The following is a 14317-nucleotide window of genomic DNA, read 5'->3' as shown; positions in this document are numbered from 1 at the left end:
TGTTGGCAGCAATTTGATCATCTATGCGATCGAGCAGCCATAACCGCCTGTTCGTTGAATACACGGTTGACACCCGGATCGAACTCATCGCGTATCTCTTGATCGATGGGGGGCGGATTTACATCGGATCGCTACCGTAAAGTACAGATGAAAATACCAACCAAGCGTTTTCCTGTTCAATTGTGCGGACCTCTTCCAATTGCATAAGGCAAGTGTTATGAGGCTGGAAATGACCTGAGTACGATTTGGTCAATTGATGATTGGATCGCCCCAAAATTAGTTGCCAGAACATAGATGTTCTTCCTACCTTGAAGCCAATTTTCAAGGCTGGCACAGCCTGTTCCAAACTACGAAATCCGACCTGAAAATGAACTCAATGTACCGTTTGACACCTGTACTCTTCCTGATGCTTGTGGTAGCATGCAATACTCCTACTGAACCATCAGTTCGAAACAATGAAGCGGCATCGAAAGCCGTGGTAGTGGCTGACACCACACCAAAGGTCACAGGCATCGGTGGTATCTTCTTCTTTTGTGACAACCCGAAGCAGACCAGAGAGTGGTATGCTAAGAATCTGGGTATGCAGATGAACGATTGGGGAAGTTCAAGTTTTGAATCAAGGGATATGAGTAATCCAGAAGTGATAAATTCATTGCAGTGGACCCCTTTCAAAAGTGGAAATCTCTACTTCGCACCTTCTGAAAAAGCGTTCATGATCAACTACAGAGTTCAGAACATTGAAACCCTAATTGACAGACTTTTACAAAACGGTGTGACCATAGTAGATAGCTTAGAGCATTATGAATATGGCAAGTTTATACATGTAATGGATCCTGAGGGAAATAAGATAGAACTTTGGGAACCCAGTTGAATAGGATTCAAACCAGTCTATTTCTAAACTTGGCCATCATCATTCGCGCTTCTGATCTTCATCATGGGACTTGCATTCATCTTTGACGGAAATTTGACGCTTCAACAGTCCTAACCATGAAGACAATTCTTGTTGCTACCGATTATTCTGTCCCGGCAAATAACGCTTTGGAGTATGCTGCTCAATTGGCTCAGAAGACCAATGCAAGACTCATATTGCTTAACGTTTATAAACTGAACATTCATTCCAGCAACTCGCTTGCTTCCGCCTCCGACATAGACCATCTGGTGAAACGAAGCGAAACCAAGTTGATTGAACTGGCCTTGGAAACCGAGGGTCGCTTTAAAATCAAGGTCGATTACGAACTTGGAAAGGATGACACGGTTGAAAGTCTCAGTAAATACATCAAAACACACGCGGTGAATCTGGTTGTGATGGGCATTGAGAGTAACTTGGTGGAATATAAATGGTTCGGAAACACCACCACTGCTGCCATTCAACTTATGCAATTTCCTCTGTTGGTAGTTCCCAACGACATCACTTTCCAGGGTATCCAAAGAATCATGTATGCCTGCGAGTCGTCTTATCTCAGAGAAGACTGCGGGTTAGGAGTTCTCAAGGAATTCGTATCTGCATTCAATGCCGAATTGCAACTTCTACATGTTTTGACAAATGAGAGGGAAAAAGAGAGCAAAGAAAAACTGGAGTTGTTAATGGAAAAGATCCTTAAAAATGTGGAACACTCCTACCAGTACGTCAGCAGCCCAAGGGTTGATGATGGTATTATTCAAGGTCTGAAGCGATTTCCGGCCGATCTCCTTGTAATGGTCTCGCATAAGGCAGGATTCTTTGAGGCCCTGTTCAAGGGAAGCCAGACAACGCAGATGACCGTAAGAACAAGAATACCGCTTTTGGTCATACCCGAAGATAAGGTCTGTTGACATATCAAGTTGAACAATTCAGTAACTCCCAACACTCAAAAGCACGAGTGTACAGGCCACTTCCACTTCAATGCCTGCCGCTTCCAGTTTCTTGTAGAACTCAGGATTCTCCGTTCCCGGGTTGAAGATGACGCGCTTGGGTTTTAAGCTTAAAATACGATCGTAATATTCCTTTTGAATTTGAGGATTGAGATAAAGCGTCACAGTATCGAACGCTTCATTCGGCCATTGATCGGTGATTTCCGTGTCGCCAATTACTCCTTTTCGGATACCGAAGGCATAAACAGGGTGCCCATATTGCCGTAAGCGACTGACCGCCTTGTAGCCGTATCTGGCTGAATTAGGACTGGCTCCAACAACGAGGGTTTTCTTTTTCATTTTCCTGTTTAGTGATAGAAAACATCCCAAAACAAAAATTCCCCAGCCTAAAAGGCTGAGGAATCTGCTTGGTTTGCGGAGAGAGAGGGATTCGAACCCCCGGAGGTGTTACCCTCAATGGTTTTCAAGACCACCGCAATCGACCACTCTGCCATCTCTCCGAGCGCAAAAGTAATAGAATTTTCTTCCGTTAGAACCGTTATTTATCGGCAAGATCGTGCAGGTGGAATTTCCATTCGAACACACGTATTGGTAACTTTGCAAGTATGAAAACAAGGATTCTATTCCTGCTTCTAATCGTTTTTGCAACCACACGGTCACATGCACAGCAATTGAGAGCAGAGTTGGCCATGGCGCGTTTCAATTCGCCTGCAGACGGCCCTTATCTCGAAACCTACCTCAAGTTCAGCGGCAATACACTGAAAGTCTATGAAACCGAAAATGGTTTTCATTCGGAAGTTGTTTTGCATTACCAAGTACTGAAAGAAGGACGGTCTGTATATGATGACCTCTTCAAAATGGAAGGTCCAATGCAAAAATCCGATTCACTTTTGCAAGACTTTATCTCCGTGCAGCGAATACCACTGGAAAAAGGTGATTACCAATTGGTGGTGAAATTGCGTGACGCACAAGACCCGGAAGAACTTACGGTGGAAGTGAAACAGGATGTGAAAATGGAGAAGCCGATCGATTTTTCAGCAACCATCGATAAGGCATCTGGAGGTCTGACCGAAGCCATCAACTTCTTCATCTCCGATGTGGAATTGGTGGACTCTTATGGTAAAACAACTACGGAGAACATTCTTTCCAAAAATGGATATGACCTCGTTCCGTATACATCCAACTATTTTCCACAATCAAGAAACAGCATCTCCTTCTATGCAGAGATTTACAATACAGATCTGCGTACCACTCAGAAAAAGCGTGCGCTCGGCAGCCTTTTCAAAGATAAAGCGAACATAGACAAGTATCTGATCGACATGTTCGTTGAGAATCAGGAAACCGGTAAGGTGATGGAAGGACTCAGAAGTTTCATTAAGCACGATGGAACCGAAGTGATTCCCGTGCTTCACTCCTTCTCGCTCGAAAAAGTTCCTACTGGCAGCTACAATCTGGTGATAGAACTGAAAGACTCGGAAAACGAGCTTCTGCAACGTCAGATCATGGGGTTCCAGCGCACCAACCCCATAATGGAACCCGACTATGTGAACCTTGATTCTGGAGTTGTGAATCTTGACAATATCGAGCTGACGTTTGTTGGCAAGTACAACCGTCCCGAAGAACTGAAGGAATACATACGATGCCTCCACCCCATTTCCAACCAGGAAGAGAAAACATACATCGATCAGCGGATCAATTACAATGATCTGACGATGATGAGAAAATACCTTTACTATTTCTGGCTGAAAAGAAATCAGGCCGATCCGGAAGGTGCTTGGATGAAATATTGGGAACAGGTGGAGAAGGTGAATGCCAATTACTCCACCAACCAAAAGAAAGGCTACGATACGGACCGCGGTCGTGTTTATCTACAGTACGGGCCGCCCAATACAATTTCGCCCAATTACTTTGAGCCTGACACCTATCCTTATGAGATCTGGCATTACTATGTGCTGCGCGATCATCTATACGCCAACCAAAGCAACAAGAAGTTCATTTTTGCGCAGATAAATGAAGGGACCAATGATTTCATTTTGATCCATTCCGATGCTAAGAATGAGATCACCAATGTGCGCTGGAATTACGATCTGCATAAGCGAAGTTCGCAGACCATCAACTTGGATGTGGAGGATGCACCAGCGAGCTACGGCAACCGCTCGCGTCAGTTTTTCGACAACCCGTATTGATTTTGCAATTCGCAACCGTTTGTTGACTTTAGTCGCCCATGCGAATCGCGGTCGTCATCCTCAATTGGAACGGGAAGTCATTTCTTGAGAAGTTCCTTCCAATTGTTGTGAAATACTCACAGCAGGCAACGGTTTATGTGGCCGATAACGCAAGCACGGATGATTCTGTCTCATTTATCCAAGAACATCATCCCGAAGTAAAACTCATTGAAACGGGAGGCAATCTCGGATTTGCCGGAGGCTACAATAAAGCGTTGGAAAACCTCAACGAAGCGTATTTCGTGCTTCTAAATTCGGATGTTGAAGTGACTGAAAACTGGCTTCAACCCATCATTGACCTGATGGATAAAGATCGGAACATTGCCGCGTGTCAACCCAAGATTCTACAGTACGACCACAAAACCTACTTTGAATACGCAGGTGCCGCTGGCGGATTTATTGATCGTTTCGGATATCCGTTCTGCCGAGGCAGGATATTCGAAACCACAGAGGAAGATCATGGCCAATACAATGACGCCCGCGAAGTTTTTTGGGCAACGGGCGCCTGCATGTTTGTGCGTGGCTCGGTCTACAAAGAATTAGGCGGGTTGGATGACGATTTCTTCGCACACATGGAAGAAATAGACCTTTGCTGGCGCATCAAACGTGCTGGGTACAAGGTGATGGTAGAACCTCAATCCGTGGTTTACCATGTTGGTGGCGGAACGCTTCAAAAATCCAACCCGTTCAAGACATTCCTCAATTTCAGAAATGGACTGGAACTTCTACTGAAAAATCTACCGAAAGGCCAATTGCTGCCTGTTGTTCTTGTTCGGATGGTACTGGATGGCGCAGCGGCTTTTAAGTTCCTCGTTTCAGGCAACCCAAAGGATTTCTGGGCGATTTTCCGGGCTCACATGGCCGTGTATTCTCGTTTGAGGAAGACGCTTGGAAAACGTTCTGGCAAGTATGAAACATTGACGGGAATCTACCACGGAAGTATTGTTGTAGAACACTTCCTGAAAGGGAAAAAGAAATTCAGCGAGCTTTCAGATAAGTTCTAAGCGCATCTACTGCAAGTCGATAAGAATCGGCTCCAAAACCACTGATGGTTCCTACACAGACACCTGCGATCAGGGAAATATGCCTGAATTCCTCTCTGGCCGCAATATTCGACATGTGTACTTCCACCACAGGAGTTGAAATGGCATTGATCGCATCGCGAATAGCCACCGATGTGTGCGTGTAGCCTCCCGCGTTGAATACAATTCCATCCACCGAACCATCAGCTTGCTGTAGTCGGTCAATGAGTTCTCCTTCCACATTGCTCTGGTAATCAGCTATTTCCACTTCGGGAAAAGTGTCCCGCAATCCCAGCAGAATATCCGCAAGCGTCTGCGAACCATAAACCGAAGGCTCACGCTTTCCCAATAGATTCAAATTCGGACCGTTGATAACTAAGATTCTCATAGACAAGCAAATGCTTGGGCAAGATATAACTTCGGATATGCTTTGGCAACGGGCAATTCAAGGATTCAAAACTTATCTGCAACTGGAACGGTCACTTTCGGCCAATACGGTGGAAGCATACTTACGCGACATTCATCACCTGCAAGCATTTGCCGAAGCCGAACTGGCAGCCGATTCCCCCGTGGGGCTGAGTACCGAATCGCTTCGAAAATTCATTCAGCAGATCTCTGAGATCGGATTGAGCGCCACCACACAAAGCCGCATGGTGAGCGGAATACGATCCTTCTACAAATATCTTTTGCTTGAAGATAAAATTGAGGCCGACCCAAGCGAACTGCTGGAAACACCGAAGATCGGTCGGAAATTGCCCGATACACTTTCCAACGAGGAAGTGATCGGCATGATCGACAGCATCGACCTGAGCAAACCCGAAGGAGAACGCAACCGTGCCATTCTCGAAACCCTTTACGGCTCTGGACTGCGCGTTTCCGAGCTCACCGACCTGAAGATCAGCAACATCTACTTCAATGAGGGTTTTATGCGAATCTTCGGGAAGGGAAGCAAAGAACGACTGGTGCCGCTTGGCGGAATGGCAAGCAAACGTATCTCAACCTACTTGAACGAAGTGCGTATTCACCTACTGATAAAAAAAGGAGCTGAGGATCATGTTTTTCTCAACCGAAGAGGCGCACCGCTTTCGCGTGTCATGGTGTTCAATATTGTGAAGGAAGCAGCACGAAATGCAGGCATCAAGAAAAACATCAGTCCGCACACGCTACGACACAGCTTTGCCACAGAACTGATCCAGCGCGGAGCCGACCTACGTGCCGTGCAGGACATGCTCGGACACGAATCCATAACCACCACAGAAATTTACACGCATTTGGACCGCGATTATCTACGGTCCAATATCATTCAGTTTCACCCAAGGGCGTGAAACGAATCATCGGTGTCGTAAAGATTTTCGGGAGAAACGCTCAGAACGGGAATCTTTGAATGGTTGACGATCTGCTGCGCGAACGGACCGACCAAGAAACCTGTTACGTTCGGTTCCTGCTCTGTCATCATCACGATCAGGTTGCCTTCCTTGGCCTCTGCAAAATTCATTGTCATTGTGGCCAGGTTACTTCCCGTTTCCACCGTTTCGGTATGCGGAATCCCTTCACGCTCCAAATAATCGGTCACCTGCTTCACCTTCTTCTCAAAATCAAAACGCCACTCTGGAGTGTCTTCAGTAAGTAGACTTACGATGTGAATAGTTGAACTGAACTTCTTGGCCAACGCCACAGCATGCTTCACCTTTTGGCGAGATTCTGGCGTGCTATCGATCGGGAGAATGATGTTCTTCAATTCTTCTTTGGATGCATTTTCCTGAATGGTAAGCACAGGACACGAAGCCTGCGTGACCACACGGAACGCATTGCTTCCTACAAAGAACTCTTCCCACCCAGAGGTTCCGTGCGTTCCCATTACGATCAGGTCTGCTCCCTGGTTCTTTGCAACGTTCACGATCTCTTCATAGATTCGACCACTCATTACAAAATGCGCCACGCGGAGACCCGTTTTCTGCTCCAGTTCGCGACTGTCATCCTGAAGTTTCAACTGTGCGGATTCCAACTCACCGTACTCTGTTTTCTTGCTTGGTGCAAAAATCCCCTGATAGGCACCTTCTTCCAGCACATGGATCAAAATCAATTCTGCTTCAAAGCGTTTCGCAATGTCGATAGCGTGATTCACCGCCACGTTTGACGTGTCTGAAAAGTCAACAGGTACAGCAATTTTAGAGATCTTGAATTCAGTTTCCATATCTGGAATTTTAAGGTTAAATGGTTAGAATCAGTAGGGCGTGAACACAGAAGTGTCCTTTTTAAGTGAAGGAATGATACTCAGCACGGGAATATCTGAGTTATTGATAATTCCTTGGGCAGAGGAACCGATGAAATAATCGGTAAAATCCTGCTCCTGCTGGGTCATTATCATAATAATATCGCCTTTGCACTTATTGGCGTAATCGATAATGCTCTCGTCAAGTGAATTGGCACCTTTTGTATCGCGCACGATCTCGGCTGTGCAATCCACCCCTTGTTCAGAAATGTATTTTTTCACCTGATCCAACTGCCGTGTCAATCGGTTCACCACAAACTCGTCATTGGTCATCAGCACAGAAACTACACGGATAATGGCACCGAAGCGCTTGGCGAACTCAATGGCCTTGGCCACTTTCTCCTTCGTTTCTTTCGTAAGATCAAGAGGCAGTACAATATTCTGACAACCTTTTCGATGATGCTTTCCCTTGATGGTGATAACAGGTTTGTGCGACTCGCGCACCACCCGCAACGCGTTGGAACCGATGAATCGTTTCTTCAGGGTTGATGAACCCGAAGTTCCCATTACAATGAACTGTGCATCAATGACATCAGCCGAATTCACGATCTGCTCATAGATCTTCCCATGAACCTGAATCGGATGCAATTCAACACCAAAATGTGCGCTTTTTTCTTTGATGAACGCGTCCAATTTGGCTTTCGCACGCTTTTCAAACTCAGCCTTGTCGCTATCATCAAACAGTTTGCTGAGCGAAAATTCCTCACTCACCACGTTCAACACATGAATCTCACTCACAAAAACCCGCGACAGGTTTACTGCTTGTTCAAGCGCGATAATGGACTGTTCCGAGTAATCTATCGGAACAAGGATAGTCCCAGGTTTGTCTTGATTATTCATAGTTTTGAGTTTGCGGCCGCAAAGGTAAAAATAAGAGGGTATGGAACGTATTGCAGATTCTGAATTGGTTTTGAACGAAAGTGGAACCATTTACCATCTCGATCTGCATCCCGAAAACATTGCAGACACCATTATTCTTGTTGGCGACCAAGGCCGTGTCGGTAAGATCTCCAAGTATTTCGATGCATTGGAATTCAGTGGTCAGAAACGCGAATTTGTGACGCACACAGGAAGAATCGGTTCCAAACGGCTGACCGTACTTTCAACTGGAATTGGAACCGATAACATCGATATTGTGGTGAATGAACTGGACGCGCTGGTCAATATCGACCTCGATTCCCGAACCATCCGACCTGAACAGAAAAGCCTGAACCTGATACGGCTGGGAACCAGCGGTTCACTTCAGGAGGATATTCCAGTCGATAGTTTCCTACTCTCCACACACGGAATCGGTTTTGATGGCGTGTTCAACTACTACGCAAAAAGTGATGCGGTGGAAGAAACGGAACTGACCGATGAATTCATCCGTCAGACCGATTGGCATCCGAAGTTCCCTCGGCCATATATCGTTTCGGGATCCAGCAAACTGTTCGAGCTTTTAAGAGATGGAACTTACCATGGAATGACCGCAACCGCCAACGGATTTTACGGCCCACAAGGCAGACAGCTTCGGTTAAAACCGACCGTACCTGACCTGAATGAGCGGCTGAACCAATTCGAATTTCAGGGAAACCGCATCACCAATTTCGAAATGGAGACCTCTGCCCTGTTCGGTCTGGGAAAAGCACTCGGCCACGAATGTGCCACGGTATGCGCCATCATTGCCAATCGGTTCCGAAAAGAGTACAGTAAGAATCACGACCTATCGGTTGAACAACTCATCGGATTTCTGGTTGAAAGATTGACATAAGCGATGCGAATAGGAATTGTCTGTTATCCCACCTTCGGTGGAAGTGGCGTAGTTGCCACAGAACTGGGAAAAGAGCTCGCGCTCGAAGGGCACGAAGTGCATTTCATCACGTACGACCTTCCCGTTCGGTTCGATCATTTCATTTCCAATCTGCACTACCATGAAGTTCGCGTAAGCGATTATCCGCTGTTCGATTACCAGCCTTACGAATTGGTACTTGCCAGCAGAATGGTGGATGTGGTCAAGCACGAAGGTCTCGATCTGCTGCATGTGCATTACGCCATTCCGCATGCCTCGGCCGCTTACATGGCACGAGAGATCCTTCGGTCGCAGGGCATTCACATTCCGTTCGTTACCACATTGCATGGAACCGATATCACGTTGGTCGGAAAAGATGCTTCCTTCGAACCCGTCATTACGTTTGCCATCAACCAATCGGATGCGGTTACTGCTGTTTCTGAAAGCCTGAAACAAGACACGTATCGACACTTTGGTGTGAACCGCGAGATCGAGGTCATTCCCAACTTCATCGATATTTCGAGGTATGAGGGCTGCGTGGCGGATGGCGTGAAAAAGGCCTTTGCACCCAACGGTGAGCGGATATTGATGCATGCTTCCAATTTCCGTCCGGTCAAGCGAGTGGAAGATGTAATCCGAGTATTCTCAGCTGTTCGAAAGGAGATTCCGAGTAAACTTCTCTTAGCTGGCGATGGCCCTGACCGCCCCAAAATTGAAGCACTTTGCAGAGAACTCGGAACGTGTAAAGACGTTCATTTCCTCGGCAAGCTCAAGAACATAGAAGAAGTGTATTCCGTGGCCGATGTATTCTTGCTTCCCTCAGAAACGGAAAGTTTCGGACTGGCCGCATTGGAAGCAATGGCTTCGCGAGTTCCTGTCATTTCCTCAAATACGGGAGGAATTCCAGAGATCAACGTTCATGGAGAAACTGGCTTCTTGAGCAATGTCGGAGATGTAGCCGACATGACCCGAAACACGTTGAAACTGCTTCAAGATGAAACGCGCATGAAGAACCTGAAAAAAGGTGCGTTCGAAAAGGCGAAAACATTCCGAAAATCCGCCATCATTCCAATTTACGAAAACCTATACGAGAAAGTGATCGGCAATGTAGCCGTTCATTGACCTATTCGTTCAATAAGGTCGGCCAAGCGGTTGCTGTAACCTGCCTCATTATCGTACCAGCCTACCACTTTCACCATTTTACCGATCACGGAGGTAAGCTCCGCATCAAAGATGCAACTGTGCGGGTTGCCGATGATATCGCATGACACGATCGGGTCTTCGTTGTACTGAAGAATTCCTTTCAATCCCGAAGTTGCCGCATTCCTGAAAAGTTCATTCACGCCTTCAGCATCAATGTCCGAACGCACGATGCACGTAAGGTCGGTCAACGAACCGTTGATGACAGGAACTCGGATTCCGGCACCACCCAGATGTCCTTCCAAGTGTGGGAATATGCGTCCGAGGGCTTTTGCTGCTCCCGTTGATGTTGGAATGATGGAATTGGCCGCTGCTCGTGCTCTTCTCAGATCCGAATGCGGTGAATCGTGCAAACGCTGGTCTCCCGTATAGGAATGCACCGTTGACACGAAAATGCTTTCAACGTGTACGGCATCCTCCAAAACCTTGACCATTGGTGCCGCACAATTGGTCGTACATGACGCATTGCTGATGATCTCCGCTTTCAGATCCACATCCGCATCATTCACACCAAGCACCACAAAAGGGATGTCTTTGTCCTTTGCAGGTGCCGAAATGACCACTTGCTTCGCCCCTGCCTTCAGATGAGCTGAAGCTGTATCACGCGAACGGAACAAGCCTGTTGACTCGATCACCACATCCACTTCCATCTCTTTCCAAGGAAGCTTGGACGGGTCACGTTCCGCGAACACCTTTACTTCGCTTCCATTGAAGCGAATCCCGTTTTCCAAAGCTTCTACCGTTCCTAAAAATTGGCGATGGACCGAGTCGTACTTGAACAAATGTGTCAGCGTGCGAACATCAGTAAGGTCGTTGATGGCAACCACCTCCACATTCTTCTTAGCAAGTAATGCTCGCATGGTCACGCGGCCTATTCTCCCAAATCCATTTATGGCTACTCGAATCATATCCATTTCCTTTAAATAAAAAAGCCTCCCGAATATCGGGAGGCTTCGGTCAACTGAGACCGTTCAATATCAATTCTTAACTATTTTTTTCACCACCATGTCATTATCAACCATGATGCGCAGGTAGTAAACACCTACCGCATAACCGGAAAGATTGACATCGAAACGGTGTGTTCCGTTCGACATTTCACGTGTGAAAATTGTCTTTGCATCACGACCAAGAACGTCCATGATCTCCAAGTTAATCGTGGCTGCCTCTGGCAAACTCATGGTAACAGTTGTCATATCTGTAGTTGGATTTGGAGCCAAACTCAGATCAATCTGACGTTCAAGGTCTTCCATTCCCAACGGACTTCCTGAGAGTGTCAGGTCATCAATGTAGAAGTTATTGCTTCTTCCTCCAGAGATCCAGCGGAACTTGATACGAACATTTGACTTGTTGGCAAATGAACCAAGTCCAACGCTTACATCTGACCAAGTACTTGCTGTATTGGGACGGTAACTTTGAGACACAAGACCCGCGTTTGTAAGTTCAAACCCAGAGAACGACTGTCTTGTGGACCAAGTTGCACCACAGTTGTCTGAGGCCATGATGCGCAACTCATCATTCGGAGTATTATCAATGGCCGCTCCTGAATATCGGAACTGCAACGTTGGATTATCCAACGTAGAAAGATCATAAGAAGGCGATATCAATTCGTCTATCTCTCCCACAAGATTATCCACATTGAACATTCTAACCGATTGATCACTATTGAATCCTCCTTTCGGCCCTTCAAACCATTCCCATTTATTGTCCGAACCATCTTGGTTGAACACAACATAGTTATCCAAGAATCCCTGCTCAGACCAATAGCTATCAACATAACCCCAAGAGTTTTGGTATTGAGCAGTCGCTGAACTTACGATGACCATATCCTGTTCCGTTCTTGTGTCAGAACCAACCGCATTTGAAACCGTCAAAGAAACATCGTAAACACCAGGTGTGTTATAATCGATTATCGGGTTATCATCTGTAGATGTGGCTGGTGTACCACCATCAAAGGTCCAATCATAATTGTCGACATTTCCATTGTAGGCACCTTCAAAGAACCGAACGTTCTCGCCTTCACAGATCATCTTTTGAGTTGTAAAATCATTTGACTGCTGGAAGTAAAACAAGCTTATTGGTGCGCAATCGGGCTGTGTATATGGGTCTGCAACCCCAGTATTCACCAAATTCTCCTGAGAAATCAAGTATGAGCGAAACCCTGCGTTCGTTGCATCACCTTCCAGTGTGTAATCCATTCGCGCTTTCTGCCCAAGTGTAAAAATATTCATGCATACATCATCAGAATAATCCATGTAATTGTCGAACATCTCTCCATCAGGATTATCGGGATCACAAACCCCTACGTTATAAGGGGTACTATAATAGGTTGAAGAACCACCGAACTGCCCGATGTAAGCAGGATTGTTGCCACAAATACCAAAGTTTGGATTCTGAGCGGTCGGAGTATCGAGAACATCATCAGAACCACAATCTGCATCTCCCCAAACATGCTTGAGGTTGAACCAGTGCCCAGCTTCGTGTGTAGCTGTACGACCACCATTATTACGCGTATTTATGTTTGATGCAATGACAGTAATACCATCTGTTGACAGAAGACCTGAATTCGGAAATTGAGCATAACCGAGTACGTACCCCCCTTGCAAATCCATATCAATATTCGTTACAACCCAAATGTTCAAGTAGCTGTACGCATTCCAATAGCTTACACTCTTGAAACCTGTTCCGTCATTGGCATCATTCGTCTTTGATGTGAACACTCTCACAACCCCGTCAGTACAGTTTCCCAAGGGGTCTTTGGTGGCCAATCGGAATTCGATATTACAATCAGCCGGAATGTAACTACCCTGCTGGTCTATTCCTGGGCTCATTTCGAGCAGACGAGATGTGAAAACATCGGTGACATATCCAAGACCATCTGTCCAAACATCAACTCGGTGAGGCCCGCTCACCATCACGATCTCCGTGTGAGTCAGGGTAAGTGACCCTTCAGCTGTAAAGCCTTGCGTACTTACCACATTGCCGCTTCCGTCAAACACATCGTATGTAACATTTGCTGGAAAAACATAGAGCGTATCTGTGGCCAATAACGGATCCTGAGAATTTTCAAACAGCACCACAACCAATGTATCAGACCATGTAGTATCTGTGTCAGTACCATTCCATGAAGTAGTGAAAGTATGCTCTGAGGTATAATCCAACGATGCAACCTCACTTCCATCAACCGTAAAGTTAGGTGCTTGGATAAAGGTGCTGTCTCGTGAATAAACCGCGCTGAGTCCATTCTGCGCGTTCACTGCATTTGCCAATGCTGTTGCCAAAGCAGCAGTATCTGCATTACTCGAAATGTTCACCTCGATAACGTTAGCAAAATCCTGGGCCAACGAATCTGAAAGACCTCCAGAACCATCATTAAAATGGAAGACGAAATCCTCATCGTACCTATTATATAGTCTGATGTAAGATGAATCGGTAACGAACGCGGCAATGGAGTCGGAATTGAAGGTAAAATGCGTGTACTCGGTATCACCGTAAAAACGTTCTGGCGTGTTCACCGTATCAGGATTCAATCTTCTGTAATCCTCATTCAACACGTCCATCTGCTGTTGAACCTTGGTGAGACTGATGTTCTCAGGACCTCCTCCGTGAAGGATGTGAAACACCACCGGAATGATCCGTACGCCCTGCTCATTTCTTTCAACTCGGACATTAGGGTCGGCCACGTATCTGTTCACTGCTTCATTGAAAGCCTCGTAGCGAGCGCGCACCTCAGGGTCTTGCAACTGCTTTTGCAAAACGATATTTGAACCACACTTTTCATAGCTCTGTGCAAAAACACCGATTGCGGAAAAAAGAAGTGTGGTGATCAGTAGATATTTTTTCATCATCATAATGTATTGAATGAATGGTCTCAACGTTAAGTTTTGTTAAACCATCGGTGGGCAAATATAGAAAAAGAACAAGGGGCGAACGTGCCTTTTCCGTGCTTAATTGAGCCAAAAATGAGGCAATAAATTACAGT

At 46.1% G+C, this 14317-nt stretch carries 13 protein-coding genes and 1 tRNA gene; 7 read left to right on the top strand and 7 right to left on the bottom strand.

Annotation, left to right across the window (positions count from 1 at the left end; genetic code table 11):
• Positions 1-367 precede the first annotated feature (367 nt).
• Together GC178_16275 and GC178_16270 are read left to right on the top strand one after the other, a co-directional pair.
• Positions 368-871, top strand: coding sequence for a VOC family protein (locus tag GC178_16275; GenBank protein MBI1289123.1), 504 nt, complete (start codon positions 368-370; stop codon positions 869-871).
• A gap of 116 nt (positions 872-987) precedes the next feature.
• Positions 988-1812, top strand: coding sequence for a hypothetical protein (locus GC178_16270; protein ID MBI1289122.1), 825 nt, complete (start codon positions 988-990; stop codon positions 1810-1812).
• Positions 1813-1830: 18 nt separating this feature from the next.
• Here the strand turns inward: GC178_16270 and GC178_16265 are convergent, their stop codons facing one another.
• Together GC178_16265 and GC178_16260 are read right to left on the bottom strand one after the other, a co-directional pair.
• Positions 1831-2190, bottom strand: coding sequence for a CoA-binding protein (locus GC178_16265; GenBank protein MBI1289121.1), 360 nt, complete (start codon positions 2188-2190; stop codon positions 1831-1833).
• A 76-nt stretch (positions 2191-2266) separates the two neighbouring features.
• A tRNA-Ser gene (locus GC178_16260) sits at positions 2267-2351 on the bottom strand.
• Positions 2352-2456: 105 nt separating this feature from the next.
• Here GC178_16260 and GC178_16255 point away from each other — a divergent pair.
• Both GC178_16255 and GC178_16250 read left to right on the top strand, forming a co-directional pair.
• The gene (locus tag GC178_16255) at positions 2457-4037 is read left to right on the top strand and encodes a GWxTD domain-containing protein (protein MBI1289120.1); all 1581 of its coding nucleotides are present in this window, start codon (positions 2457-2459) and stop codon (positions 4035-4037) included.
• A 38-nt stretch (positions 4038-4075) separates the two neighbouring features.
• Positions 4076-5080, top strand: a complete 1005-nt coding sequence (locus tag GC178_16250) for a glycosyltransferase (GenBank protein MBI1289119.1) — start codon at positions 4076-4078, stop codon at positions 5078-5080.
• On the opposite strand, the gene aroQ is transcribed toward GC178_16250, so the two are convergent.
• Positions 5055-5486 (bottom strand): type II 3-dehydroquinate dehydratase, encoded by a 432-nt coding sequence (gene aroQ / locus GC178_16245; GenBank protein ID MBI1289118.1) that lies wholly within the window; start codon positions 5484-5486, stop codon positions 5055-5057. The two genes, GC178_16250 and aroQ, sit on opposite strands and share 26 nt — an antisense overlap.
• A 37-nt stretch (positions 5487-5523) precedes the next feature.
• On the opposite strand from aroQ, the gene xerD reads away from it, so the two are divergent.
• Positions 5524-6423 carry a site-specific tyrosine recombinase XerD gene (gene xerD / locus GC178_16240; GenBank protein ID MBI1289117.1) on the top strand — a complete coding sequence of 300 codons (900 nt, stop codon included), beginning with the start codon at positions 5524-5526 and terminating at the stop codon, positions 6421-6423.
• Here the strand turns inward: xerD and GC178_16235 are convergent.
• Together GC178_16235 and GC178_16230 are read right to left on the bottom strand one after the other, a co-directional pair.
• On the bottom strand, positions 6408-7292 hold the full coding sequence (locus GC178_16235) for a hypothetical protein (GenBank protein MBI1289116.1): 885 nt from the start codon (positions 7290-7292) through the stop codon (positions 6408-6410). The two genes, xerD and GC178_16235, sit on opposite strands and share 16 nt — an antisense overlap.
• Positions 7293-7322: 30 nt before the next feature.
• Entirely contained in the window at positions 7323-8300 is a 978-nt protein-coding gene (locus GC178_16230) for a hypothetical protein (GenBank protein MBI1289115.1), read from the bottom strand.
• Here GC178_16230 and GC178_16225 point away from each other — a divergent pair.
• Positions 8251-9120, top strand: a complete 870-nt coding sequence (locus tag GC178_16225) for a phosphorylase (GenBank protein ID MBI1289114.1) — start codon at positions 8251-8253, stop codon at positions 9118-9120. The genes GC178_16230 and GC178_16225 overlap by 50 nt on opposite strands.
• 3 nt (positions 9121-9123) lie before the next feature.
• On the top strand, positions 9124-10260 hold the full coding sequence (bshA, locus tag GC178_16220; protein ID MBI1289113.1) for an N-acetyl-alpha-D-glucosaminyl L-malate synthase BshA: 1137 nt from the start codon (positions 9124-9126) through the stop codon (positions 10258-10260).
• Here bshA and gap read toward each other — a convergent pair.
• Positions 10254-11252: a type I glyceraldehyde-3-phosphate dehydrogenase gene (gap, locus tag GC178_16215; GenBank protein MBI1289112.1), complete on the bottom strand. Its 999-nt coding sequence runs from the start codon at positions 11250-11252 to the stop codon at positions 10254-10256. The two genes, bshA and gap, sit on opposite strands and share 7 nt — an antisense overlap.
• A gap of 63 nt (positions 11253-11315) precedes the next feature.
• Positions 11316-14210, bottom strand: coding sequence for a T9SS type A sorting domain-containing protein (locus GC178_16210; protein MBI1289111.1), 2895 nt, complete (start codon positions 14208-14210; stop codon positions 11316-11318).
• Positions 14211-14317: the final 107 nt, after the last annotated feature.

This window comes from Flavobacteriales bacterium (genome assembly GCA_016124845.1).
Lineage (GTDB): Bacteria > Bacteroidota > Bacteroidia > UBA10329 > UBA10329 > UBA10329.
This window is presented reverse-complemented; position numbering and strand designations above follow the sequence as displayed.

Coding starts and splice junctions, on each gene's coding strand:
- GC178_16250 (MBI1289119.1), top strand. CDS start 4,076: ATGCGAATCGCGGTCGTCATCCTCAATTGGAACGGGAAGTCATTTCTT.
- xerD (MBI1289117.1), top strand. CDS start 5,524: ATGCTTTGGCAACGGGCAATTCAAGGATTCAAAACTTATCTGCAACTG.
- GC178_16225 (MBI1289114.1), top strand. CDS start 8,251: ATGGAACGTATTGCAGATTCTGAATTGGTTTTGAACGAAAGTGGAACC.
- GC178_16275 (MBI1289123.1), top strand. CDS start 368: ATGAACTCAATGTACCGTTTGACACCTGTACTCTTCCTGATGCTTGTG.
- GC178_16265 (MBI1289121.1), bottom strand. CDS start 2,190: ATGAAAAAGAAAACCCTCGTTGTTGGAGCCAGTCCTAATTCAGCCAGA.
- GC178_16230 (MBI1289115.1), bottom strand. CDS start 8,300: ATGGTTCCACTTTCGTTCAAAACCAATTCAGAATCTGCAATACGTTCC.
- gap (MBI1289112.1), bottom strand. CDS start 11,252: ATGGATATGATTCGAGTAGCCATAAATGGATTTGGGAGAATAGGCCGC.
- aroQ (MBI1289118.1), bottom strand. CDS start 5,486: ATGAGAATCTTAGTTATCAACGGTCCGAATTTGAATCTATTGGGAAAG.
- GC178_16255 (MBI1289120.1), top strand. CDS start 2,457: ATGAAAACAAGGATTCTATTCCTGCTTCTAATCGTTTTTGCAACCACA.
- GC178_16235 (MBI1289116.1), bottom strand. CDS start 7,292: ATGGAAACTGAATTCAAGATCTCTAAAATTGCTGTACCTGTTGACTTT.
- GC178_16270 (MBI1289122.1), top strand. CDS start 988: ATGAAGACAATTCTTGTTGCTACCGATTATTCTGTCCCGGCAAATAAC.
- bshA (MBI1289113.1), top strand. CDS start 9,124: ATGCGAATAGGAATTGTCTGTTATCCCACCTTCGGTGGAAGTGGCGTA.